25 protein-coding genes and 1 pseudogene are annotated in these 22953 nt (G+C 46.2%); 18 read left to right on the plus strand and 8 right to left on the minus strand.

The window, feature by feature from the left end; all coding sequences use genetic code 11:
* The 4 genes and pseudogenes from EGV91_RS17255 to EGV91_RS08735 all read left to right on the plus strand — a co-directional run.
* Window positions 1–273: pseudogene (locus EGV91_RS17255) on the plus strand (hypothetical protein); the annotation flags it as partial.
* Window positions 274–339: 66 nt separating this feature from the next.
* Window positions 340–1326: an aldo/keto reductase gene (locus EGV91_RS08725; RefSeq protein ID WP_135502708.1), complete on the plus strand. Its 987-nt coding sequence runs from the start codon at window positions 340–342 to the stop codon at window positions 1324–1326.
* A gap of 149 nt (window positions 1327–1475) precedes the next feature.
* Entirely contained in the window at window positions 1476–2210 is a 735-nt protein-coding gene (locus tag EGV91_RS08730) for a plasmid pRiA4b ORF-3 family protein (RefSeq protein ID WP_135502710.1), read from the plus strand.
* Between the two features lie 282 nt (window positions 2211–2492).
* Window positions 2493–4448 carry a phospholipase D-like domain-containing protein gene (locus EGV91_RS08735; protein WP_135502712.1) on the plus strand — a complete coding sequence of 652 codons (1956 nt, stop codon included), beginning with the start codon at window positions 2493–2495 and terminating at the stop codon, window positions 4446–4448.
* 227 nt (window positions 4449–4675) lie between these two features.
* On the opposite strand, the gene EGV91_RS08740 is transcribed toward EGV91_RS08735, so the two are convergent.
* Together EGV91_RS08740 and EGV91_RS08745 are read right to left on the minus strand one after the other, a co-directional pair.
* Window positions 4676–5263, minus strand: coding sequence for a DUF998 domain-containing protein (locus EGV91_RS08740; RefSeq protein WP_135502714.1), 588 nt, complete (start codon window positions 5261–5263; stop codon window positions 4676–4678).
* A gap of 125 nt (window positions 5264–5388) precedes the next feature.
* Window positions 5389–6135, minus strand: a complete 747-nt coding sequence (locus EGV91_RS08745; protein ID WP_135502716.1) for an SDR family NAD(P)-dependent oxidoreductase — start codon at window positions 6133–6135, stop codon at window positions 5389–5391.
* A 459-nt stretch (window positions 6136–6594) separates the two neighbouring features.
* Here EGV91_RS08745 and EGV91_RS08750 point away from each other — a divergent pair, with 459 nt between their 5' ends.
* The 3 genes from EGV91_RS08750 to nadX all read left to right on the plus strand — a co-directional run bounded on the left by EGV91_RS08750 (window position 6595) and on the right by nadX (window position 8714).
* Window positions 6595–6774 (plus strand): hypothetical protein, encoded by a 180-nt coding sequence (locus EGV91_RS08750; RefSeq protein WP_135502718.1) that lies wholly within the window; start codon window positions 6595–6597, stop codon window positions 6772–6774.
* A 481-nt stretch (window positions 6775–7255) separates the two neighbouring features.
* Window positions 7256–7894: a hypothetical protein gene (locus EGV91_RS08755; RefSeq protein ID WP_135502720.1), complete on the plus strand. Its 639-nt coding sequence runs from the start codon at window positions 7256–7258 to the stop codon at window positions 7892–7894.
* A 40-nt stretch (window positions 7895–7934) separates the two neighbouring features.
* Window positions 7935–8714: an aspartate dehydrogenase gene (nadX, locus tag EGV91_RS08760; protein WP_135502722.1), complete on the plus strand. Its 780-nt coding sequence runs from the start codon at window positions 7935–7937 to the stop codon at window positions 8712–8714.
* A gap of 51 nt (window positions 8715–8765) precedes the next feature.
* Here the strand turns inward: nadX and EGV91_RS08765 are convergent, their stop codons facing one another.
* Window positions 8766–10067: an acetamidase/formamidase family protein gene (locus EGV91_RS08765; RefSeq protein ID WP_135502724.1), complete on the minus strand. Its 1302-nt coding sequence runs from the start codon at window positions 10065–10067 to the stop codon at window positions 8766–8768.
* 269 nt (window positions 10068–10336) lie between these two features.
* Between EGV91_RS08765 and EGV91_RS08770 the strand changes: the two genes are divergently transcribed.
* Window positions 10337–11533, plus strand: a complete 1197-nt coding sequence (locus EGV91_RS08770) for a M14 family zinc carboxypeptidase (RefSeq protein WP_241666152.1) — start codon at window positions 10337–10339, stop codon at window positions 11531–11533.
* A 214-nt stretch (window positions 11534–11747) separates the two neighbouring features.
* On the opposite strand, the gene EGV91_RS08775 is transcribed toward EGV91_RS08770, so the two are convergent.
* The 4 genes from EGV91_RS08775 to hxlA form a co-directional block, all read right to left on the minus strand.
* Window positions 11748–12110, minus strand: coding sequence for a winged helix-turn-helix transcriptional regulator (locus tag EGV91_RS08775; protein WP_135502726.1), 363 nt, complete (start codon window positions 12108–12110; stop codon window positions 11748–11750).
* Window positions 12082–12924 carry a Cof-type HAD-IIB family hydrolase gene (locus EGV91_RS08780; RefSeq protein WP_135502728.1) on the minus strand — a complete coding sequence of 281 codons (843 nt, stop codon included), beginning with the start codon at window positions 12922–12924 and terminating at the stop codon, window positions 12082–12084. The genes EGV91_RS08775 and EGV91_RS08780 overlap by 29 nt, the downstream gene beginning before the upstream one ends.
* 152 nt (window positions 12925–13076) lie before the next feature.
* Window positions 13077–13631 (minus strand): 6-phospho-3-hexuloisomerase, encoded by a 555-nt coding sequence (gene hxlB, locus EGV91_RS08785; protein ID WP_135502730.1) that lies wholly within the window; start codon window positions 13629–13631, stop codon window positions 13077–13079.
* Between the two features lies 1 nt (window position 13632).
* Window positions 13633–14274, minus strand: coding sequence for a 3-hexulose-6-phosphate synthase (gene hxlA, locus EGV91_RS08790; protein ID WP_135502732.1), 642 nt, complete (start codon window positions 14272–14274; stop codon window positions 13633–13635).
* A gap of 215 nt (window positions 14275–14489) precedes the next feature.
* On the opposite strand from hxlA, the gene EGV91_RS08795 reads away from it, so the two are divergent.
* The 7 genes from EGV91_RS08795 (at window position 14490) to EGV91_RS17215 (ending at window position 19468) form a co-directional block, all read left to right on the plus strand.
* On the plus strand, window positions 14490–16046 hold the full coding sequence (locus tag EGV91_RS08795; protein WP_158290593.1) for a plasmid pRiA4b ORF-3 family protein: 1557 nt from the start codon (window positions 14490–14492) through the stop codon (window positions 16044–16046).
* 22 nt (window positions 16047–16068) lie between these two features.
* Window positions 16069–16476 (plus strand): UPF0158 family protein, encoded by a 408-nt coding sequence (locus tag EGV91_RS08800; RefSeq protein WP_135502736.1) that lies wholly within the window; start codon window positions 16069–16071, stop codon window positions 16474–16476.
* A 229-nt stretch (window positions 16477–16705) separates the two neighbouring features.
* A complete protein-coding gene (locus EGV91_RS08805; protein ID WP_135502738.1) occupies window positions 16706–16963 on the plus strand; it encodes a type II toxin-antitoxin system Phd/YefM family antitoxin in 258 nt (85 codons plus the stop codon).
* A complete protein-coding gene (locus EGV91_RS08810) occupies window positions 16963–17220 on the plus strand; it encodes a Txe/YoeB family addiction module toxin (RefSeq protein ID WP_135502741.1) in 258 nt (85 codons plus the stop codon). Before EGV91_RS08805 ends, EGV91_RS08810 begins: the two co-directional genes overlap by 1 nt.
* Window positions 17221–17356: 136 nt before the next feature.
* Window positions 17357–17530, plus strand: a complete 174-nt coding sequence (locus tag EGV91_RS17210) for a hypothetical protein (RefSeq protein ID WP_175580288.1) — start codon at window positions 17357–17359, stop codon at window positions 17528–17530.
* An 88-nt stretch (window positions 17531–17618) separates the two neighbouring features.
* The gene (locus tag EGV91_RS08815) at window positions 17619–19268 is read left to right on the plus strand and encodes an SWIM zinc finger family protein (protein WP_158290594.1); all 1650 of its coding nucleotides are present in this window, start codon (window positions 17619–17621) and stop codon (window positions 19266–19268) included.
* Between the two features lie 50 nt (window positions 19269–19318).
* Entirely contained in the window at window positions 19319–19468 is a 150-nt protein-coding gene (locus EGV91_RS17215) for a hypothetical protein (RefSeq protein ID WP_175580289.1), read from the plus strand.
* A gap of 18 nt (window positions 19469–19486) precedes the next feature.
* Here EGV91_RS17215 and EGV91_RS08820 read toward each other — a convergent pair whose 3' ends face one another.
* A complete protein-coding gene (locus EGV91_RS08820; protein ID WP_135502745.1) occupies window positions 19487–19963 on the minus strand; it encodes an SRPBCC domain-containing protein in 477 nt (158 codons plus the stop codon).
* A gap of 310 nt (window positions 19964–20273) precedes the next feature.
* Between EGV91_RS08820 and EGV91_RS08825 the strand changes: the two genes are divergently transcribed.
* The 3 genes from EGV91_RS08825 to srlA all read left to right on the plus strand — a co-directional run bounded on the left by EGV91_RS08825 (window position 20274) and on the right by srlA (window position 22945).
* Window positions 20274–21782 carry a phytoene desaturase family protein gene (locus EGV91_RS08825; RefSeq protein WP_135502747.1) on the plus strand — a complete coding sequence of 503 codons (1509 nt, stop codon included), beginning with the start codon at window positions 20274–20276 and terminating at the stop codon, window positions 21780–21782.
* 236 nt (window positions 21783–22018) lie between these two features.
* Window positions 22019–22405 (plus strand): transcriptional regulator GutM, encoded by a 387-nt coding sequence (locus EGV91_RS08830; RefSeq protein WP_135502749.1) that lies wholly within the window; start codon window positions 22019–22021, stop codon window positions 22403–22405.
* A gap of 12 nt (window positions 22406–22417) precedes the next feature.
* A complete protein-coding gene (gene srlA, locus EGV91_RS08835; protein WP_135502751.1) occupies window positions 22418–22945 on the plus strand; it encodes a PTS glucitol/sorbitol transporter subunit IIC in 528 nt (175 codons plus the stop codon).
* The last annotated feature ends 8 nt before the right edge of the window (window positions 22946–22953 follow it).

The following is a 22953-nucleotide window of genomic DNA, read 5'->3' on the forward strand; positions in this document are numbered from 1 at the left end:
ATATCATACGAAGGCATGAAGAAACTGCACGTGAGAAGTACAAATCTCAATGGTCGCGTCTTGAAGCGGTTGTCGGTTCACCAAACGTTTAAAAAATGCTGGCGAAAGATATTGTCGAGCATTATGAAACAAAATCGCAATCCATGGCTGGTAAAAGCGATGATCGTTGCGATGAGCCGGAAGATCGCAGTGAATCTTTATGATGAAATCATTGCAATACGTCCGGGCTTTTATGCGTTCAGTAAAATACCTGATCCCGCTTCCATCGTTTAGCCAATTTCACAGCGGGTAGATAGGGATATGCGATTTTATTAAAAAACTCAAAAGAGGTGTTCATTTATGAAACACGATGTGACGGTAAAGAACAAATTGGGCCTGGGCACGGCGCCGCTTGGCAATATGTTCCGGGACGTTCCGGAAAAAGAAGCGATGGAAACGATCCAGACGGCGTGGGACGAAGGGATCCGGTATTTTGATACGGCGCCGTTTTATGGCGCTGGCTTGGCTGAGAGCCGGCTCGGTGAAATTTTGTCTTCGTACAAGCGCGATGATTATTTGCTGAGTTCGAAAGTCGGCCGGATCGTGCTGGACGAAAAAGAAGAAAAAGAAGGGCTGTTCGAATTCGGGCGCCAGAACAAAATCCAGACGGATTATACCGAAGCTGGCACGCTCAAATCAATTGAAGACAGCCTGAAGCGCCTGAAAACGGACCGCTTGGATATGGTCTATGTCCATGATGTATCGCCGGACTTTTTGGGCGATGAATGGATTACGAAATTCGATGAAGCGCGCAATGGGGCGTTCAAAGTATTGGACCGCCTGCGGGATGAAGGCGTGATCAAAGCGTGGGGGCTTGGCGTCAATACGACAACGCCGATTGAAATCGCGCTTGAACTCGAGCACGCACATCCGGATTTGAGCTTGTCTGCGACGCAATACACGCTGCTTCAGCACGAACGCGCGCTGGAACGCATGATGCCGCTGGCTGAGGAAAAAGGCGGCGGGCTGGTGATCGGTTCGGCGTTCAACTCGGGCGCTTTGTTGGGCGGAGACTTTTTCGATTACAAGGAAATCACGCCAGAAATCAAACGAAAAGTCGAGCAGTTTACGCATGTTGCGCGCAATCACGGCGTGAACTTGAAAGATGCCGCGCTCCAGTTTTCAAGCGCGCATCCTGCCGTGAAAGCCGTTGTGACGGGTTCGACACGGCCTGACCGCATCAAGGAAGATCTGCAGGCGATGACCGCTAATATTCCGGCTGCTTTTTGGCAAGAACTAATCGAGATGGGGCTTGTTTCTCCCAAAGCCATTTTGCCGGGGAAATAAAAGGTGAAACGAAATAAAGACGAGAAAAGGTTCTGCTTTGATTAGCGGAACCTTTTTTGCATCCCCAAAAAGCAGCCTGTTTCGTTATAATGAAAGCAGAGGACAACAGGTTTTATTGTGAAAATCAAAAGCGGCTAGGAGGACAACAAATGAAATCGTACATCATCCGAATTGAACTGGAACATTCCGATCCGCTCATTTGGCGGCAAGTGATCATGCCGGCAGGGGCGACTTTCAATATGCTGCACGACATCATCCAGCAAGTGACGAATTTTCAAAGCGGCTATCCGTATGACGCGTATCATTTGTTTGAATTCGATTTGGCGAAAGACAATATTCGGGTGACGAACGACGAGGAAGCCTATCTGGAGCATCAGCATTTCAAAAAGAATCGGAAAGAATTCGCGGAGCGGTTGAAGAACATGGAGCTAAAATACAAGAAGTATGAACTAGCCCATCAGGCTCGGCTTTCCCAAACCGTACGGAAACCGTCTGGCATTAAGATTGATGAGTTTCTGGAAAAGCACGGCGAGCTCTTATACCGCTACGATTTCGGAGACGGCTGGCAGTTCCGCATCAAACTTGAATCGATCGTCGAAGATTATTATTTCGGCTACCCGACGTTGTTGGACGGCGCCGAGACTGCGCCGCCGGAAGACGTGGGCGGCATCCCGGGCTTTTACGAATTCCTGAAAATCTACCGCGATCCCAAGCACCCCGAGCACAAGGAAATGAAAGTTTGGGGAGACAGCCAGTCCTTCAAAGAGTATGATCCGGAAAGGATCAACCGGCGGCTGAAAAATCGGCCGTATAAAAAGACCGAATGGAATAAAATCAATCATGAAAATTATCGGGTAATTGAAGATAAATACCGGAAAGGCTGATAGCTGCGGGCTTGAGAATGTCGCGGAGAAGAATTCCAAGCGATCCCCACCGCCTGAATAGCTTAATTTGCGTAAACGCCGCTCGAAGGAAATCCCTTTTCCTCTGAGCGGCTTTTTGCATGCGCAGAACTCCCAGCGCTTCTTATATTATGAATGTTAATAAAAGGTAAAATTTAAAATAAAAATGAAATAATTGTTAAAAATTAATACCAAATTAACAAAACAGTTATACAATAATAGAGGGCTTGAAAAGCCTTGGGAAAATCGAAAAGGGGTTGAAAGATGAGGAACACAGTACGGCTTTCATTGATTTTTGCACTTATCATTTCTTTTATGGCACCTGGGATTGAAACAGGGCAAACAGCACATGCAGCAACGACGAGCACGATAGCAATCAATGAAATCGCCTGGATGGGTACAAGCTACAGCTACAATAGCGAATGGATTGAATTACATAATACGACGAATTCAGCGGTGGATGTGAGCGGCTGGACGCTGAGCGCCGTCGACAACAGCCCTGCAATCAGCCTCTCCGGCACCATTGCGGCAGGCGGTTATTATTTATTGGAAAGAACCAGTGACAGCTCCGTCCCGGGCATTGCTGCCGACCTGATTTATACAGGCTCTCTGGAAAATAGTGATGAGGCTCTTGAACTGAGAGATTCTTCAGGTGCCTTGATTGACAGCGCAGACGCCTGGTATGCAGGAGATAACACAGCAAAAACATCAATGGAACGGGTCGATCCGCTTGTGGCCGGTACGGAAGCTACTAACTGGGTTGATTCTGCAAAAACCTACGATGGCGGAAACGGCACGCCGCGTGCAGTTAACTCAAAAGTGAAAGGCTGTACCGATAAAACGGAACAATTGAATAACGTTTCGGAAGCGGAAGGCGCAATTAATGTGTACTTTAATAAATGTGCCGATACTACATACGCAAGTTCAGGAAACGCAGCAAACTATAACGTGAATCTGGAAACGCGGCTCATCAACCGCTTGAATCAGGCGACGACAAGCATCGATTTTGCAACGTACGAAATCAATCTGCCGGGCATTGTGGATGCGTTGATCGCAAAAGCGGCTGAAGGCATTGATGTGCGTGTCATCGCGGATGCCAAAGATGCAACCGATCCGAATTATGTGGAGCGCTTCAAAACGATGCGGCTGCAAGTGGAAAAAATGGTAAGGGGACAGGACGGCAAAGTTGGGACAGCGGATGATATTTATGTATTCTCTGATTCTCCGATGTTTGCGGTAGAAGACAGTGCCGCAAGAGCGGACTTCGGCTTGCCTGCCACACCGGAAGATTTCCCGCTCCAAACCGTAGCAGTGGGAAGTGGTGACGTATCCGGCCATTTGTTTGTGGAAGCTGAAGAAAAAAGCGCAGATGCCTATTACAGCCCCGGTACACAAATGCACAATAAATTTGCCATCATTGATGACCGCTGGGTATTTACAGGAAGCTGGAACTTTACCGTAACCGGCTTGTACGGCACGGAAAGCAATATGGAACAAGGCATTTTAGACGGCAACCAGCAGCATGTCGTCGAAGTCAATTGGCCGGCAATGGCTGACGTCTTCGAAGTTGAATTCAATGAAATGTGGGGCAGCGCTGCATTGGCGCCAGACATAGCCGCTGCGAACTTCAACACCCGGAAAATTGATAATACGACACATCAAGTCGACGTGAACGGAAAAATCATTGAAATTTACTTTTCGGCAGGTGACGATGCCGTCGGAAAAATGAGAGAGCTTGTAAAAACGTCAGCTGACGTCAATGCATACTTCACCATTTTTGCCTGGAGCGATCAAGGACTCGTTGATGAGTTGAAAAATTTATGGGAAGGGTCATACAATGACCTCGAAGGCACGTTGACGGGCTTTGACATCAAAGGCGTATTCGATCAAAGCTTCTGGAATCAATGGTGGTCTGCAAGTGTGGACATGACAGGCCGCACCGCTTCACAGGTCAGCGTCGACAACCCGAATACCCGCTGGGCGAACCCGGCACCTGTTTACCAGGCCAATGAGTCCCGCAAACTCCACAGCAAAACGATGTTGATCGATGCTGACACAAACAGTGATCCGACGGTCATTGTAGGATCCACGAACTGGAGCAATAACGGCAACAACATCAATGACGAAAACCTGCTGTTTATCCATGACGCAGCCATCACCAATCAATTCTTGCAAGAATTCAATGTCAGATATACGCAGGCTGGCGGAACAGTAAACTAGAAGGCCGAGTACCGCATCTCTAAAAAAATTCCACAGAATTAGAAGCATGCCATACATTTTATCCGAACTGCATTGCCGTCCAAAGGGAATCAACTTTCCTTTGGGTGGCATTTTTTAATTCATGTTTATCAATTGTTTGAGTTGCTCCCAAAGAGCAGAACTCATAGAAAGGGTTCTCTCATGTCTTAAGTGGTCTATTGTTCTAAAACGTGGCCCAGGTATCCTTTTTAATGGCTATAATCACGGCTGCTGGCTTGCCTGTCCTTGGGTGGTTTCATATAGAAGAACAGCCATCCGAAAGCACTGACAAACATGATTCTTTGCAAAAGCCCCATGATTTCCGGGAAGGCCATCATAGCAATGGATATAATGATTGAAGCAAATGCCATTATAATCGCAGCACTTCTCTGAAATCCATGGCTCATGATTCCATGGCCAATCGCCAGCATCGTGAAACTGAAACCAGTCGTGTCGGCAAAGATCGAATGCATCAAATCCTGCAATGGGTCTGCCTGAACAGATTCAACTAAAGGTGCATGTTGAAACAAGCCCGTTAATAGGAGGCTGATTCCGAAAAAGGCCCCAACAATCTGATGATACCTGATCTTGCTGTAATAGGTGATCCAAATCGACATCGTTCCAAGGGCGATAAAAACCATATTCATCATCCATGAATGTGGAGACCCTTGTGCCCCCAAATGGCTCGTGGTATTGCGCAAAATAGAGTAGCCTTCAAAACTGAAAAATGCCAAACCAGTTGATACCACTATAAACAGAACAAAGATGGACAAAGAGATTCTGGTGTTTCGATCCATTATTAAACACTCCCTGATAGATGATTGTATTCATGGCTGTCTGATGAAAATCACACCCGAACGAAAGAAAAGAAGCTCATAAATTCAAAAACCGCGGCCAGAAATTTTCCGGCCGCGGTTTTAGTTTATTTCGTATTCGTGAATCCGCCGTCAATGCGGACTGTTTCACCATTGATGTAATCGGCTTTAGTCAGCAAGAACGCTACCAGTTCTGCGACTTCCTCCGGCTTACCGAGGCGTTTCTGCGGAATTCCCGCTTCAGCGCTTGCTTTCATATCCGGATTGTCTTCGAAGAAGGTTTTGACCATCGGAGTTTCTGTCGGTCCCGGTGCAATGGCATTGACGCGAAGGCCATCCTTGGCGTATTCCGCAACCAGGCTCTTCGTCATGCCGACGATGCCGTGTTTGGTGGCGCCGTATGTGACGACCGAAGCCTGGCCGATGACCCCGGCGCTCGAAGCGGTATTGACGATTGAACCGCCGCCATTTTTCAGCATTGCTTCTGCCACATAGCGCAAGCCATAGAGCGCGCCAAGCAAGTTGATGCCGACAATCAGGTCGATTTCCTTGATATCCGTTTCCAGGAAATTCTTGCCGCTGCCGGAAATGCCGGCGTTGTTAAAGAAATAGTCGACCGCACCGAAATGTTCAAGCGTTTTATCGACGTAGTTTTTCACTTCTTCCGCCTTCGAGACATCGGCTTTGATGAAGATAGCATCGACGCCTTTTGCTTTCAACTGCTCAACGGTTTCATTGCCGCCTTTTTCGCTGACATCGACAACCGCGATGTTGATGCCTTCATCTGCCAGGAGCAGCGCTGCTGATTGCCCCAACCCGCTTCCGCCGCCTGTAATGATTGCTGTTTTACTCATATGATTTTCCTCCTCTGATTTAGGTGCTTCGAGATAAAGATGCTTTCTTTAGTCGTTTCCCGTAAATGGATGGGGTTAATCAGGAAGATAGTAATTGCTCTGACTATCAAAATTATTAATACAGGTGGAAAGATAGGTTGAATATAAATAGTTGGTTTTTAAAAAAAGCTTTATATCATAAAAATATTTTGCATAATACTTCATTGATTATAAGGAGTATTTTTAATACTATAAGTTGTATTTGAATTGAGAAGAAAATACAAAATATCAATAGACAGGAATTTTCATTTTCGAATAAACGCTACAATTTTGTTATATAATATTACTGAATTCATAATGTTTCGATAGTATAATGATTGAACTTATTAAATGAGACTTTGATTCTTAAATAGTAATAATATATTTTTAAAATGGTATAATTTGGATTGTAGTGAATCGGAATTTGAGGTGATTTAAACAATGGAAATTGAAAGAGAAATGATACAACTCCAAAAGGAATATGACGAGATGCCATTTGAATTTAAATTACAAATGAAGTTTTTAAAATACAAAGAAATTCTAAATGTTATTGATTCGAAAAAAAATGAAGACGAAGTTGCATCAATATCTCAAAAAGAGTTAGCAACTTTAAAAAAATAGTCAAACTAATATATCTTTTAGAATTGGTCAACTTGTCGAGCATGGAGCGCTTGAAAAAATGGCTCCTGGAAATATCGATTATTGCATAATGATTTTCAACATACTCCGTATGAATCGACATTACGTGTTTACTGCTTATTCGAACAGCGCCCAGATTTATACCGAGATTATAAGAAGCAAGGTGAGATTTTAAATATTAGTTTTAAACAAATACAACAAGCTTGGGCTTTTTTAATGGCAGATCCTAAAATATTTTTCAAAAGATTGAGATAAATAAATCCCGAAATCACTCTGTAAAATATTTATTATTTGGAATTTGGATTTTGACCGAACAATTTAACTACTACCCCTTAATATTGAAACACTAAGAGATTTATAGTTTTAAGTGCTATATCGCTCTTTTCATGTTTCTACCTTATTTTTTCTTAAAAGTAGTAGTAAGTTCACTCTCAAATTTTTATAAATAGTGGAGGTGTTAAGGATGATAAATATTAATGAGACCAAACTTCGTGAAGAATATGCTAGGCAAGTTTTACTAAGTGTATATCCTGAAAAATATTTAGCGGCTTCGATAGTAGATAGACCTGATATCCAAAATAAAATAGAAAGTATTGGTGTTGAAGTTACAGGTACAATGAAACAAAGATTAAGATATGGTTTGGCACAATTTTCAAGTTTATATGGAAAACCTATTTCTAGTATTACTACGAAAAAGAAACGCCAACTTGATAAACATAAAGTTAAAGTAAAGGCTAATGAACAAGGGTATATCAAATTTATTATACCCGCAGCTGTTTGGGGATCAGGAAATGATATAAAGGAAGCCTATAAAAATAAATTGATAAAGCTCAATAGTGGTAAATTTAGTATTTTTGAAGAAAATAATCTGTTTCTTTTTGCAGAATTCGAAGAAGAAAAAGAAGTTCAAGAGTTAATCAATTTTGTTAAAGAGACAAAGGTAACTAAATACAAATTTGAATATATTTTTCTCTATACCTTCAATGAACTTTACTCAATAACAACTAAAAATTTTACCTATGACTTGTTGGAGATAACTGAAGATCAGAAGAAAGTATTCAAAGAAGCAGCAATAAAAGCGGCGAATGTAAATTTAATATAGTGCTTTAAGAATTTTATACATTTACGCAAGGAGGCCACTCATGAACATAGGAATCATCGGAACAGGCAACATCGCCACATATTTGCTGGAACAGATAAACGTGAATCACTTAGCCAAGGGAAAAATCACAGCCGTTTTCGGGCGCAACCAAGAAGTGGGCCAGCGTTTGAGTGAACAGTTCCAAGTCGATTTCCACACGGACATCCAAGCATTCTTGGAAACGCCGCTCGATATCGTCGTAGAGGCAGCGACAGTGGAAGCGGCTGGCCTCTACGTGAAAGATGTGGTCACACATCAGAAAGATCTCGTCGTCAGCAGCATAGGAGTTTTCAAAGATGTCGTTTTTTTGGATGAAGTCAAAGCTTTGGCGGGATCCAACCGCACGCACATTTTCTTGCCTTCCGGTGCGATTGGCGGACTCGACGTCTTGCAGTCGGCGAAAGCGGCGGGCGGCTTAGAGCGTGTGCAGATCACGACACGGAAATCGCCTCAATCGCTCGGGATTGAGGCGGACGAGGAAAAGGTGATCTTCGAAGGCTCAGCATTTGAAGCCGTCGAAAATTTCCCGAAGAACGTCAATGTGGCTTTGGTGCTCGCGATTGCGGGGATTGGAGTCGAGAAAACAAAGGTGCGCGTCATCGTCGATCCAGCGATCGAGCGGAATACTCACACCATCGAAGCGGAAGGGGATTTCGGCAGGATGCAGCTGCAAGTCGAAAACAAGCCGATGCCGAATAACCCAAAGACGAGCCTGCTCGCTGCCTTGAGCATCCTCGCTGTGCTGCAGAACAAAGACCGCGCGCTGCGGATCGGCAATTGAATAACTACAAAAATAACCGCCTTTCCGTTTTTCGGAAGGGCGGTTTTTTCATTACCGGTATTGGTTTTTGACTAACTCGAGCAGTCCGGTTTTATTCAAATACGGCTCTGGCGCAAGGAACGTCACGGTGACGACGCCCGGATGGCGGCCGATTTCGATGGCACCGGTGATGGTGGCGCGGTTCATGATTTCCGGCACCGATGCGCCGAAAAAGTCAGCGGCGCGCTGCAGGCCGTTTTCTGTGGCGTCGTTCAAGTTCGGACCGGAGCCGATAAAGGATACCGGATACGATTCTTCGATCTTGGCAACGTTCCAGTTATCGGCGATTTGCTGCGCCGATTGGCGTTCTTCTGCGGTGAATGGCTTCGCTGTGTAGGGCAGGTCTTCGACATTCGGCAACAAGATCGGCCCTTGGATGTTCAAGCCCTTCAAGACCTGGACCTGAAGGTGAGCAATGCCGGAAACGTCGGTCGTGTGGCCGGCGATTTCGCCGTCGCCTTGCATGGCGTGCATGTCGCCAAGGTAAATGCCGCCGCCCGGAACTTTCACCGGACAGATTAAGATGGCGCCGGTGCGCACGCGGTTGACGTCCAAATGGCCGTCCGTGCGGTGTGTTTCCAATTCTTCCTGTGTGCTTGTGTAATCATGCGGTGCGCCGACAAGGAATGAACCGAAATCGCCGGCGTTATGGGAATCCGGCGTTGGCCGCGATGGCGTCGTGCCAAGCTGGCCGAGGAACGGGCGCATGCGGGCCATGGTGCCGACCAAATCATGCGGCGCAAACGTCACGACCGGATTTTGGACAGATGCTTCCGGCGTGTTCATGTAAAAGCGCCCGGCTTCTGCAATCGTTTCGGCTGCTCCTTGCGGCAAAGTCAGGCCGACATCTCCTTTTTCGCCGAAAAACATCGTGTATCCATTGGTGAAGATAAATGGGGTGGCGTCCGCTCCGCAGTTTTTGCAGCGGATCGCTTCAGGGCCGATGCCTTTGATGACGGTTTCCGGATTCTTCGTGCCGCATTGCGGACATTTCGCTGCGACAAAGCCATCGCCATCGCATCGATCTGTGAGCATTTGGTCATTGCCGGAAGCTGTCGCTTGGGAAGTGACTGTGATTGACTGGATACGGATCGCGATAGCATCGCCCGGTTCTGCGCCTTCGACGTAAACCGGCTTGGTCACTTCATGGCCGCCTTTGATGCTCGGCGTAATCATCGGCCCCCAACAGCCCGGTGCGGTGTTGGCGATAATCGAGCCGCCGTCTTTCACCGGCCCCAGCATTTCTTTGTTCGGGTCCAAAATGCCATCGACGAAATGATTGACGAATAAGGTTTCAACTGCCGTTTTGTTCACGTTATTCCTCCTAAATTTTTATTTGTCAGACTAATCAAATTATATCGCTTGCAGAAGCCATTCACAATTGTCTGGCTCTACGCGTGGCATCAAAGTATTTAGTAGGTCGAAATATTTAGTTGGCTCTGTATCTATTGATATAAGAAAAATCAGTAAAAATAATCCAAATTATTACTTAAGAACTGAATATTCTAAAAATATTTACTATTATTTCTTTTATTGCTAAGCTGTTTTTGGGTATATAAAAATCTTATCGAGGAGTGGATATTTTGAAGAGAAGATGGGCGAGTACAGTCGGAGTTTTGGGTTTGTGCACCGCGTTGGCAATGCCGGTTTATGCAGTCGAAAACAATACGAAAACGGCGGAGCATCATCATGACAATGCCATTTCCGGATTTATCGATTACCAGGAGCTGCAGAAAAGCTTGAAGCAAATCGAAGCCAACAGCAAAGGCGTTGTGCAAGTGGATGTAGCCGGGCAATCGCATGAAGGCTTGGATATCTACACCGCGAGAGTGGGCACCGGGGACAAGGTCCTGCTGGTGCAAAGTGAAATCCATGGCAATGAAAAAACAGGAACCGTCGCGATTTTGAATTTATTGAAGACTTTATCCAATAACTCGAAAGCGTCGCAGCAGATCCGCGAAGAAGTGACGGTCGTCTTCATGCCGATGATGAACCCGGATGCGTCGGAAGCGGACAAGCGCCGCAACAGCCTGACGTGGAGCGAAGTGGTGGAAAGCTACCCGCAATTATCGGGCGCCACGCCTTCTTGGAACTACCTGGACCGCGGCATCAGCCAAAGCTACGATTACGGCGCGAATCCTGGATTTGACGTAAACCGCGACTTCAATCCGGATCTGGATTATGTGCCGGAAGCGCAGGACTTCCCGGGAGCATCCGATGAGCCAGGCTGGTTCATCACACCGGAAGCGCAAACTTCCCGCGACGTCTATAAATCCTTGCAGGATGAGTTCGGCACTGTCGATGTCTTCGTCGACTTGCATCACCAAGGCTTGTACTATGTCGATGGCACGAACGATCCGGTGACCTTGTCATTGTCAGCGCAATTCGTTCCGGACCCAAGCACGCCTGAAGGAGCGGATTACGCGGAGTACGCAGATAACTATAACTACGATTTCTCGCGCCAGTTGAATTTATTGGCATACAATGAACTTCAGTCGTACGGCGAATCGAAATTCACCAACATCTCGCTGTATTCGCAAGGGCTCGACCTTCCTGGGACAGCACTTGGCAGCTACGCGTTGAACGGCAGCGGCACGGTCCTGTTTGAAGTAAGAGGGCAGACGCAGAGCCTCGGGCAAAAAGAAAAAGGGCAATTGGTCAAATCGGTTGAACGCGGACTTTCCGGAATCATCGAAGGCGTCTCTGACGGTTCGGTCGAAGAATTAAATCCGGAAGCGTACGAGGACATCCCGCTTACAGCTTACCGCCCGGCGTTTTGATGAAGTGTTGGTAGAACCGCTTCGGGCGAAATCTATCGACGCTTATGTGATGGCGCAAGTAACTGTTTAGTTGCCGCAAGTGACCACAGAATGCTGCAAGTAAATTCGATATGACGCAAGTGAACCTTCTTTCAAGAGGCAAGCGTTGCGAAATATATAGAAGAAAAACAGCACAAAGCGGATTGCATCCCCCTGCAATCCGCTTTGTGCTGTTTTATGCATTTTTCTTGCTGTCGATTTCCGTGTCCAAGTTTTGCTTCATGTAATCCTTGCCCCATTCGTACATCGAGTCCAGAATCGGGATCAGGCTACGGCCTTGGTCGGTCAGCGAGTATTCCACTTTCGGCGGGACGACCGGATAGACTTCGCGGTGCACGATCAAATGCTCTTCGAGTTCGCGCAATTGCGTCACGAGCATGCGCTGGGTGATGCCCGGCATGAGGTTTTTCAATTCGCCGAAGCGTTTGGTGCCTTCTTTGCCCAAATGCCACAAAATCAGCATTTTCCACTTGCCGCCGATGATCGAAAGCGTCAGTTCTTTTTCACAATTAAAGCTTTTTTCTCCCAGATTGGGCATGTTCTTCGCTTCCTTCCTGCGGTTCGAGAATGAATTTATCAATCGCGTGGCGCACACCTTCGTCGTTATTGGACAGTGAGGTGTAATCCGCTATGTCTTTCACTGCCTGAACGGCGTTGCCCATGGCGATGCCGAAACCGGCCTGTTTCAGCAATTCGGAGTCGTTGTGGTTATCGCCGATGCCGATGATTTCCGAGCGGTCGATGCCGAGCGCATTCGCCAAAAATAACAACGCGCTGCCTTTATTTGCCTCGGGATGGGTCACTTCGAGGTAGTTCTTTTTGGATTTCGCAATATAAGCGGATTCGCCGAACAATGCCTCCAATTCCTGCTGCAGGGGATCGAGCACATGCGGTTCGTCGATAAACAGCAGTTTCGTAAAGCCATTTTGCGCGAGCCCGATCAAGTCCGGTTCTACGGCATAAGGTACTTGGACGGCTTCGGCGTAAGCAACGAGCTTGTCCGTTTCCGCAGCGCCGTACAAAATGTCGTCCTGGTAGACTTGCAGGTGGATGTCTCGTTCGAAGGCAAGCTCGACCAGCTTTTGCGAGATGGAAGAGGATACAGCGCGTTCATATAAGACGTCCGCTGCACCAACGGATTTGATCATCGCTCCTTGGTAAGTGATGAGCGGGGCATCGATCCCCACTTGCTGGGCGATGAGCTTGGCGGAAGAAAACATCCGTCCGGTCGCAATCGTCACGACCGTGCCCATTTCAATCGCTTGCTGGATAGCGGTTATCGTATTCGGGGAAATTGTCAGCTCGTCTGTCAGCAGCGTGCCGTCGAGGTCGATCGCAATCATTTTATACATAGGGTTCGCTCCTTGAATTTCTTTTTATGGATCTTAGCAATACACTCACTTTTGCACGTCAGGCATCCGGCTGTCCAGTGAAGCGGACTGAAATCCCCGCAAAATAAAATAAGCCGGGGCCTCTATCAAAGCAGACTCCGGCTTATTCGCTTTTATTCTAAATTGGCGTGCCTGCCGTACATCTTGTCGGACTCCAGCCCTTTGTTCTCCATAAAGCGAAGAATCAACGCATCGTAGAAAACGAGCAGCGATTGCTCGAACAGCGAGCCCATCGGCTGGATGGACTTGCCGCTTTTGCCGTCCGCTTTCGCTTGTGCAGGGATGGTGATGGCGATGTCAGCGAGCCCGCCAATCGTCGATTCCGGATTGGTGGTAATGGCCGCGACCGTCGCACCGATCGACTTCGCTTTCTGCGTCATTGCGGCCAGGCTTTGGGTTTCGCCGGAACCGGAGCCGACAATGAACAGATCGTCCGCTTCCAAATTCGGCGTCACCGTTTCGCCCACCACATACGCATCAAGCCCCATGTGCATCATGCGCATGACGAAAGATTTGGCCATGAAGCCCGAGCGGCCGCCGCCTGCGACAAAGATTTTCTTTGCCTGCAGCATGTCAGCCGCCAGCTTTTCGGCTTCCCGGTCATCGATGAGCGAGAGCGTCCGTTGGAGTTCAGCCAGTATTTCTTCTGTGAAAGCTGTGGTGTTCATGTTAGACAGTTACGCTTTCTTTCATCATCTCTTGAATTTTCTTCGCTTCTGCGCCTTTGTCATCTTTGCTCGTGATGCCGCCGCCGACGATGATCAAGTCAGGCTGTGCTTTGATGACTTCTGGCAATGTTTCCAATTTGATGCCGCCCGCAATCGCGACGCGTGCGTTTTTCACGACGCTTTTAATAGTACGCAAGTCTTCGAATGAGTCTTTGCCTTCTGCCTGCAAATCGTAGCCTGTGTGGACGCAGATGTAATCAGCGCCAAGCTGGTCAAGTTCTGCAGCACGCGTCTTGATGTCTTTGACCGCAATCATGTCGACCAGGATTTTCTTGCCTTGTTTTTTCGCTTCTTCGACTGCGCCTTTGATCGACGAATCTTCTGCTTGTGCAAGGATCGTAATGATGTCCGCGCCTGCAGCTGAAGCATTCGATACTTCATAAGCGGCAGCATCCATGATTTTCACGTCTGCCAAAACTTCCAGGTTCGGGAAAGCTTCTTTGATCGCCGTAACAGCTTTCAATCCTTCTTTGTTGATGACCGGCGTGCCGATTTCAACGATATCAATAAATGCCTCTACTTCTTTCACCAATTCGATGGCTTGTGGAATGTCTACTAAGTCTAAAGCTAATTGTAATTTCATATATGTGTATCTCCTCGTATTCTTATTTTGGCTCACGCTCAGTGTAAGCCCAAGCATCCCTTTTGTGAAGTACGCACTTTAAAATCACATACTGATAAAAAGTATACTATCAGTGTTCATGCGATTTGAATTTCGAATAGACGAAAGGCGCTTTTCATTTTATTAGCTTAATGTTTTTTGAAAAGCTCAAATCAATCATTTACAATAAAGAGAAAATGACTGGATGGAGTGAAGTGATGATTTACGAATTCAAGGTGCAGTTAAAAAACACGCAGCCGCCAGTATGGCGAACACTGCAAGTGGATAGCGGAATGACGTTTTTTGAATTTCATCAAGTTCTCCAAGCTGCTTTCGAGTGGGAAGACAGCCATTTGCATGTGTTCAACATTTTGAAAACGAATGGCAGGAAATCACAGTGGGTTGAAATTAGTCCGGATTACTCGGAATTCGGGTTTTCCAATGAAAATGCGCGGGATGAAGAAGACGAATTATTGAGCGATTGGTTTGTTGTTGAGAAAGATCACGGCCTTTACACATATGATTTTGGAGCAGATTGGGAACATGACATTGTGCTGCTGCAAATTCTTGCTCCGTCTGCGGACCTTGCCTATCCGCGTTGTGTGGAGGCTGCCGGATGGGCGCCGGAAGAAGACGGTATCGGGATGGAAATGGCAACAGAAGCCGTTTCGCCAAAAATCGTCGCAACGGAAGTGAATAATGCGTTAAAGCCATGGGTGCAGTCCGTTGAAGCCGATAATGGAGAAAACAATGTCTGGAAGCATTTATTGAACAAATCCAAAGAACTGAATGCATTAAAGCCGTGGGAAGTTATGGACGATGATGAAATTTTCATGGTGCTTGACCCGGTAAGCCAAGAGCGGTTGTTTGTCAGCGTGCTTGGTGGTGCCGGCCGGGAATTCGGCTTAGCGGTTTACATCGGGGAAGCCGGGCTGAGAAGCTTGCAGCTTGTTGTGGAACAGGTGAAGCCTTTGATGGAAGTGGTTTTTATCCAAAGGAGCCTGCTATTGTCTTTTGTGGACAGGGATGAATTGGAACAGGACGATTACGCTTTTTTGAAGGCGCACGGTTTGTCATTCAGAGGCAAGAAGCAATGGCCGGAATTCCGCAGTATGGTGCCGGGCAGCTATCCATGGGCGATTGATGGAGAAGAAGCCCGGATGTTGGCATTGGCAATCGAACAGACTGAAAAGGTTTTTCAACTGGTTCAGCAAGGGCAAGAGCTGCCGGTGTTTATGGAAGAAGAAGACATGTTTGCACGGATTCACCGAATAAATGATAGCGGGATCACGTGGGAAAATTCACTCGTTCAGGTTAAAGCTTTATACCCGGGTGAAGAACAGGATCAGCCAGCTGAACAGATGGTTACAGATATTGACCTGCACCGTGCCGGCAAGAAGCCGGTTTTCGCCGGTGAGATTGAATTCGATTTGTTTTACATCAATATGCCGGTGCAGCCGGCAGCAGGGGAACGCCCTTATTTCCCTTTGATGGCTGCAGCGATCGACAGCAGATCAGGAATAGCGCTTTATCAGGACATCTTCGAGAATTGGGGTGCCGATGAAGCGGTGCAGCAAGGTTTATTAGACTTTATCGAAAAGTTTGGAAAGAGACCGCACACACTGTTGGTAAAGAAAGAAGTCCACCGTTTGCTGGAGCCAATCCTTCCAGCTTTGGCGATTAACGCCAAAGAAGCTGTAAAATTGCCGGAGATGGAGAATTTGAAAGCATATCTTTCCCAAATGAATTCCTGAAACTGAATGTGGGGTGAGCTCGATGGCAGTGATCGATGAATTGGCAGATCTGTTTTTGTATCACAGTGACGATATGCAAGGGGTTTTGAACCGGATCACGGGAGAAATCCTATTCGACGGGGAAGAGGATTTTACGGGAGAACCGGAAATCGATTGGGACGTGGAATCGGCTGAACATCTTCTTCTGATTCCGCAACTCACATCGCCTGAAGCTTTTGATATGATGCTATTGTTTGCCAAAGCACAAAAACCGGCGAACCAGACTCTTTTAATAGAAATTTTAGGTGAGCGAAAACCGTTCAGGCATTTTAAAGACACTGTCCAGGCGTTAAATATTGAACAAAGCTGGTATAAGTTTGAACAAGCATATGCGAAAGAGAGAATCTCGGAATGGCTGAAGAAAAATGAAATAGAGCTGGACTTGCTCTAACTGTTTTGTGATAACGAAAAAATTCGGGGAAATGCTGAGCATACGCCCCTTCATACAATGCCACTCCAACGAAATCTGCGTTTTTGGAAGGGGCATTTTGTTTTATTCATGCTTATAAATTATGTAGGAATTGCATAGCTCTAATAGAATAAAAGAAAAGTGAAGACTGAACTCGTATAGTTCATTTATTGTACGGAATATTGTACAATGAATGGGAGGGAGTGATGTTATGGAAGCAATCAATTATTCTACGTTGCGCAACAATCTAAAGGGGTATATGGATAAAGTCACGGATGATTTTGAAACGATTATCGTTACACGGAAAAACGAAAAAAACGTTGTGATGATTTCTGCTGAGGAATACAATAATTTGATGGAAAATATGCATTTGCTTGGCAATGAAGCGAATCGGAAACATTTGATGGAATCAAAAAAACAATTAGAAAAAGGCTTAGCAGCTTCACGCACGCTTTTGGAAACTGATTGATGAGCATTGTTTTTACGGAAAAAGCATGGGAAGAATATACGGATTGGCAAACAGAAGATAAAAAAACGCTGAAAAGAATTAATTCGTTGATTCAAGACATCCAGCGAAACGGATATGAGGGCATCGGCAAGCCGGAGCCCTTGCGCTACGATTTAAATGGTTATTGGTCTAGACGGATTAATGAAACGGATCGGCTGGTTTATCGGATTGATGAACAAAACGTTTATATTCTTCAATGCAAGTATCATTACAAATAAGGTGTTACTTGTCAGGGAAATGATATTCAATTAAGCACAAAAAAACTCCTTTTTGCGACAAACCCCTTAAATAAGGTTATGCTTAGGCCAGTGGAACTGTCCGCTTTAGCGGCAGGAAAACGGAAGGATGATTCATATGGCATTTCTGGACAAGCTGAACGCATTGAAAGACAAATCGATTGAAAAAGGCAAGGCGCATTGGGAAGAAAACAAAGACGACTACAAAGAAAAAGCATCGACGTACAAAGACAAAGCCATGGTCATGAAAGATGACGTCGCGAATAAAATCAAAGATAGAAACAAAAAATAAAATTTTCATCACAGCCACACCGGCAAGCCAGGTGTGGTTTTTTGCCTTCAAATAGCTTAAAATTGAGAGTGAAGTAAGGGGGATGGACATGAAGCTGAACAATTTGAAGGCGTACGTGCCAGCTAAGCTGTACACGCGCGGCGTGGATTATTTTAAACAAGGGCATGTCAAAGATTTGACGGAAGATGCACCGAACCGCTGGCATGCGCTTGTAGCGGGAACGACGGACTACGACGTGGCCGTGAACCTGAAAAAAGACGGGAATCTGTCATCGACTTACTGCACATGCCCGTTCGAATCGGATTCGCTGTGCAAGCATGAAGTGGCGGTGTGCCTGGCGATTGAAGCTTATAAGAAAGAACATCCTGGAAATAAGCCGGATGTGCTGACCCGTCTAAAAGCGCTGAAAAAAGCGGAGCTGCTGGAAATTTTTGAAGAGCTGCTGCAGCGGCAGCCGGCGGTGAACCAATATTTAGCGGACAAGTTCTCAGCTCCAATCGTAATGGATGAAATTGCCGCTCGCCACATCATCCAAAAATCAGTCAACCGTACAGAACGCAGCGGCTTTATCGAATGGGACCGCACCCATGACGCAATCGAAGGAGCGCTGGAAGTCCAAGAATACTTGAGCACGCTAATCCCGATGAAAGACGGCGAAACGATGCTTACCCTTCATTTGATTGTCATTGCTGAATGCACCGAGATGCTCGAAATTGCCGATGATTCATCGGGGATAATCGGATCCGTCATCAACGAAAGTTTAGTGGAGATCCATGACATCATGGATAAATGGCAAGATGGCCTCGATGCGGCAAAGGTCGATTGGACGCTCGGGCTATTGTATCCGCATATTCTTTTTGCGATTGGCCAAGACATGACAGACGCTGCAACAGAACTTGCCGGATCGCTCCTGCAATGGGCCGACCAGGGCGATTACGCTAATAAAATCTACGGGTTTATTGATAAGGTCATTGCCAGCGAAGAAATGCAAAATCGGAAATCCGACTACACAGAAGAACAATTCCGGACGTATCAGCTGGCGATTTTGCAGCAGCAAGGAGACCGCGATGCGGTTGAAGCGTTCTATGCCAAGCATCACAGCTACTCAAATATCCGCAGATCCCAAATCGTCCAAGCTCTGGTTGCAGGAGAATTCGAAAAAGTAGTTCACTTGTGCAAGGTGTCGGAACAAATCGATTCCGAGCTTCGCGGCTTGGTGAGGGACTGGAAAAAGCTGCGCTTCGAGGCTTACGAAGGCATGCGGAATAAACCCGGCATGATCGAACTCGCTTATGAGTTCGCAGCCGGGGGAGACGAAGCGTATTACACCAAGCTGAAAAACCTGGTGAGCGCTGAACAATGGCCAGCGATGCTGGAGGAGTTGCTTGAAAAGCTTAAGAACAACGGCTGGGACAAATCCCTTTACCTCAAGATTCTGATTGACGAAAAAAGGGACGAAGACTTGCTGGACTATTGCCGCGCCAATCTTTCCGAAATCGAAAAACTGTATCCACATTTGCTGAAAGAGTATCCGCACGAAGTGAATGAAATCTTCACTTCGTATATCTACAAATTGATTGCATCCGCATCTAACCGAAAAAGCTATTACACCGCCTGCACCAAAATCCGGATTTTCCAAAAAGCAGCAGGCAAAGAAGCGGCGGATGTACTGATCGACGAAGTGAAATTCATGTACCCGAAACGGAAGGCATTGCTGGATGAGTTGGCGAAACTATAATAGTCTCATTGTTTTCTGAAAAACAAACTAGATTTAAAGGCGGGGAAGTTATGGATGTCGGACTAACTGGTTTTATCGGAATGTTATTATTTGTTGCGGTGTTACTTGCCATTCGGTGGATCCGGGTAATTAAAATCAACTCAACTAAACAAGTCGAACAAAATGAAGAAATTATCAACTTACTCAGAAGACAGCAATAGACAACGCGGTTCACCTGCCTACTTTTCAACAAACCGGGCAAGATTCGCCAGCGTGGAATTCAGCCCGTCATCATGATCTTCTTTCCGGATTCCTTCTGGCACCCGTTCATTCACAATCGTCACCTTGGTGCCCGCCGCAACAGCTTCCAAAAACCAGGTCTGCACCATCTCACCGGAAAACGCAGGATCTTCCGAATCGAATTCACCGACCAGGACAATCTTGGTGTCAGGAACCAGTTCCAGAAACCGGCCTTTTGAGACGTCGGTGTTGTCCGAAGTTTTTCCTGGATTTGAGTGGTCGACTTCATATGTCAGAGTTAATTGATATGAACCGCCTGCGCGCGCATCAAAGAAATCGATGTGGGCTGACATGCCTTGGGGCGGCAGCCACAAAACCAAAGATTCCGGATTTACAAAAGCCTCATAGATGGCTTGCCGTGGAGCTGCAATTACTCGTGACGCTGAATCGATGCGATAACTTGAAGGACCTTTCATGAATGAAAACCTCCTATATAAATTGATTTGATGTTTTTAATAATCTATACCCCATGCCCTGAGCGGCCGAAGCGATCTTCAACAAAAATTCTTTTTGCACTTTTATTCTTATTTTATTCGCATCCTCTGTCGTTATCAATTCTCTATCTTCTACCAATAGTATATAATTACTGTACAAATGCTATACGAGTAAAGTTTCGGTCGCTCTGTGTAAGGGGAATGGAAAGAAACATGATGCATGCAACAGAGCTGGTTTGCGTCTCCTGAAATGGGTCAGATTAGATAAAAATGAAAGAAGGATGATACCGCTATGATGAATCCGAAAAAATCCGTAATCGTAATCGGCGGCGGCCTTGGCGGCATATCTGCCGCAATTTCACTCGCACAAAAAGGCTACGCCGTTTCGTTATATGAAAAAAATGATCATGTCGGCGGGAAAGTGAACCGCCTGGAACAGGATGGTTTCGGCTTCGATCTCGGACCGTCCATTTTAACGATGCCGCATATTTTCGATAAATTGTTCCAAGGAAGCGGCAAGCGGATGGAGGATTACGTGCCCATCAAGCGCCTTGAGCGGGAATGGCGTTCATTCTTCCCGGATGGCACAGTTCTGGATTTGTACCATGACCTGCGCTTGATGGAGCGGGCGAATCCGGCACTTTCCAAAAAGGACATGAAAGAGTATTACGCGCTGCTCAAATATGCGCAGCGGATTTACAAAACGACGGAGCATAGCTATTTGAAAGAAGGCTTCGAGTCGCCGCAAGAAGCGGTTGCGCAAAACGGCATCCTTGCAACATTGACCGGCTTCGATTTGACGTCGACGATGTACAGCGCCATCTCTAAACGCATCAGCAACCCGCATTTGCGCGATATGCTTGCCTATTACGTCAAATACGTCGGGTCGTCGCCTTACAGCGCGCCTGCGGTTCTCAATATGATGATTTACATGCAGCATGCACAAGGTTGCTGGTACGTGGAAGGCGGCACGCATAAATTGGCGGAAGGCTTGACGCGCCTGGCAAAAGAGGCGGGCGTTCAAATCCATACGGGAATGGGCGTGAAACGTGCACACGTCAATGAAAAAACGCAGCAGCTCGAGGCGATTGAACTGGAAGACGGTACCGTCAAGAAGGCCGATTATTATGTCTCGAACATGGAAGTCATTCCGTTTTATAAAAAAATGGTCGATGCGGACGAGAAGTTTGTCACCAAGCTAGTGAAAAAATACGAACCGTCGAGTTCCGGCCTCGTGCTGCACTTGGGGGTCAAAAAAACCTATCCATTCCTGAATCACCACAATTTCTTCTTTTCGGAGAATTTGCATGAACAGATGGATAAGGTTTTCGAGAAACACGAACTGCCGGACGATCCGACGATTTACCTCGTCAATGTCAACAAAACCGATCCATCGCAAGCACCGGCCGGGCATGAAAACATCAAAATCCTGCCGCATATCCCGTATATCCAAGACAAGCCGTTTACGCCGGAGCAATACCGGGAGTTTGAAGAACGCGTCCTCGATAAACTCGAGCGCATGGGCTTGGAAGGCTTGCGCGAGAACATTGTGACACGCGATGTCTGGACGCCGCATGACATCGAACGCACTTACGGATCCGACCGCGGTGCGATTTATGGAACCGTTTCTGATAAAAAAAGGAATGGCGGCTTCAAGCACAAAAAGCAAAGTGAACTATACGACAATCTGTATTTCGTTGGCGGCACCGTCAATCCAGGCGGCGGCATGCCGATGGTGACGCTCAGCGGCCAGCAAGTAAGCGACAAAATCGTGAAGCGCGATCTTGAACGAAAGCGGTAAAAAAATTAAATACTAAGTAAGAATGAAAAGACGCACTCCGCTGTTGGCGAGTGCGTCTTTTTGTGTTCCTAATTAATAATCACCCTTTGCATTCCACTGAACTTGGATTCAATTAAATAAATAATTAAAATATTCTTTCAATGTCTATTGATTTCTGTTGAAAGCGCTTTTATAATGTAGCTAATAACATTTGTAATGATATCGAACATATGTAAAGAAGAGTGGAGGGGATTTACTTGTGGGGGTGGTTTATCGCTGCGTTTGCCGGTATATGGTTGCTTCAAATCGCCATGACGAAAGTTCAATTGAAAAATTACCAGGGAACCCTTAAAAAAATGAGTGCCAGGCCTTCAGGATATTTAGGCGTAGGCATACAGAAGCAAAAGTTTGGAATAGGGGTTATTTCAATTATGGTAACCGATAAGGAGGGGAACGTAGTCGAAAGCCGATTAATGAAAGGCGTGACAGTGTTTAGCCGGTTTGAACCGTTCACGGAGTACGACGGGCTGAATATAGAGCAATTGAAAGAAACCCTTAATCAGGATCTTGTTGGCCAGGCTTTTAGAATGGCCATTGCAAAAATTGAAACACAAATGAACAAGCAAACAAATCTGGCGGTATAAGGAGGAAAAAAGATGGATTTTTTAGTTAGGCTCGCAGAAGGCTTTATCGGAATGTTCCAAGCAGGTGCTGATACATTTACAGGTCTAGTTACAGGAATCATTCCGCTGTTGATTGTCTTAATCACAGCCATTAATGCTTTAATCCGGTTAATCGGGGAAGAACGGATTAACAATCTTGCACGGAAAAGTACAAAAAATATTATTCTGCGCTATACGATTTTCCCGGTATTGGCAGTATTCTTTTTAACGAATCCAATGGCGTATACTTTCGGGAAGTTTCTTCCTGAAAAGCAAAAACCTGCTTTTTATGATTCAGCTGTATCATTCGTCCATCCGATCACAGGATTATTCCCGCATGCCAATCCGGCTGAATTATTCGTGTACCTGGGAATTGCTGCCGGAATTACAGAATTAGGGTTATCACTCGGGCCATTAGCAATTCGCTTCTTTTTAGTAGGTGTGATTGTCATATTAATCCGCGGCATCGTAACTGAAATCATTACAGTCCGCATGATGAAAGCAAAAGGAATGGAAGTCTAACAGTCTAT

This window comes from Planococcus koreensis (genome assembly GCF_004761975.1).
Lineage (GTDB): Bacteria > Bacillota > Bacilli > Bacillales_A > Planococcaceae > Planococcus > Planococcus koreensis.

Excerpts from the sequence above, each read along its gene's own strand:
- EGV91_RS08745 (WP_135502716.1), bottom strand. The coding sequence starts at position 6,135 with ATGAGTAAAACAGCAATCATTACAGGCGGCGGAAGCGGGTTGGGGCAA.
- EGV91_RS08795 (WP_158290593.1), top strand. The coding sequence starts at position 14,490 with ATGACTGGATGGAGTGAAGTGATGATTTACGAATTCAAGGTGCAGTTA.
- EGV91_RS08750 (WP_135502718.1), top strand. The coding sequence starts at position 6,595 with ATGGAAATTGAAAGAGAAATGATACAACTCCAAAAGGAATATGACGAG.
- EGV91_RS08780 (WP_135502728.1), bottom strand. The coding sequence starts at position 12,924 with ATGTATAAAATGATTGCGATCGACCTCGACGGCACGCTGCTGACAGAC.
- hxlA (WP_135502732.1), bottom strand. The coding sequence starts at position 14,274 with ATGAAATTACAATTAGCTTTAGACTTAGTAGACATTCCACAAGCCATC.
- EGV91_RS08775 (WP_135502726.1), bottom strand. The coding sequence starts at position 12,110 with ATGCCCAATCTGGGAGAAAAAAGCTTTAATTGTGAAAAAGAACTGACG.
- nadX (WP_135502722.1), top strand. The coding sequence starts at position 7,935 with ATGAACATAGGAATCATCGGAACAGGCAACATCGCCACATATTTGCTG.
- EGV91_RS08810 (WP_135502741.1), top strand. The coding sequence starts at position 16,963 with ATGAGCATTGTTTTTACGGAAAAAGCATGGGAAGAATATACGGATTGG.
- EGV91_RS08800 (WP_135502736.1), top strand. The coding sequence starts at position 16,069 with ATGGCAGTGATCGATGAATTGGCAGATCTGTTTTTGTATCACAGTGAC.
- EGV91_RS08820 (WP_135502745.1), bottom strand. The coding sequence starts at position 19,963 with ATGAAAGGTCCTTCAAGTTATCGCATCGATTCAGCGTCACGAGTAATT.
- srlA (WP_135502751.1), top strand. The coding sequence starts at position 22,418 with ATGGATTTTTTAGTTAGGCTCGCAGAAGGCTTTATCGGAATGTTCCAA.
- EGV91_RS17215 (WP_175580289.1), top strand. The coding sequence starts at position 19,319 with ATGGATGTCGGACTAACTGGTTTTATCGGAATGTTATTATTTGTTGCG.
- EGV91_RS08735 (WP_135502712.1), top strand. The coding sequence starts at position 2,493 with ATGAGGAACACAGTACGGCTTTCATTGATTTTTGCACTTATCATTTCT.
- EGV91_RS08825 (WP_135502747.1), top strand. The coding sequence starts at position 20,274 with ATGATGAATCCGAAAAAATCCGTAATCGTAATCGGCGGCGGCCTTGGC.
- EGV91_RS08805 (WP_135502738.1), top strand. The coding sequence starts at position 16,706 with ATGGAAGCAATCAATTATTCTACGTTGCGCAACAATCTAAAGGGGTAT.
- EGV91_RS17210 (WP_175580288.1), top strand. The coding sequence starts at position 17,357 with ATGGCATTTCTGGACAAGCTGAACGCATTGAAAGACAAATCGATTGAA.
- EGV91_RS08740 (WP_135502714.1), bottom strand. The coding sequence starts at position 5,263 with ATGGATCGAAACACCAGAATCTCTTTGTCCATCTTTGTTCTGTTTATA.
- EGV91_RS08815 (WP_158290594.1), top strand. The coding sequence starts at position 17,619 with ATGAAGCTGAACAATTTGAAGGCGTACGTGCCAGCTAAGCTGTACACG.
- EGV91_RS08755 (WP_135502720.1), top strand. The coding sequence starts at position 7,256 with ATGATAAATATTAATGAGACCAAACTTCGTGAAGAATATGCTAGGCAA.
- hxlB (WP_135502730.1), bottom strand. The coding sequence starts at position 13,631 with ATGAACACCACAGCTTTCACAGAAGAAATACTGGCTGAACTCCAACGG.
- EGV91_RS08730 (WP_135502710.1), top strand. The coding sequence starts at position 1,476 with ATGAAATCGTACATCATCCGAATTGAACTGGAACATTCCGATCCGCTC.
- EGV91_RS08725 (WP_135502708.1), top strand. The coding sequence starts at position 340 with ATGAAACACGATGTGACGGTAAAGAACAAATTGGGCCTGGGCACGGCG.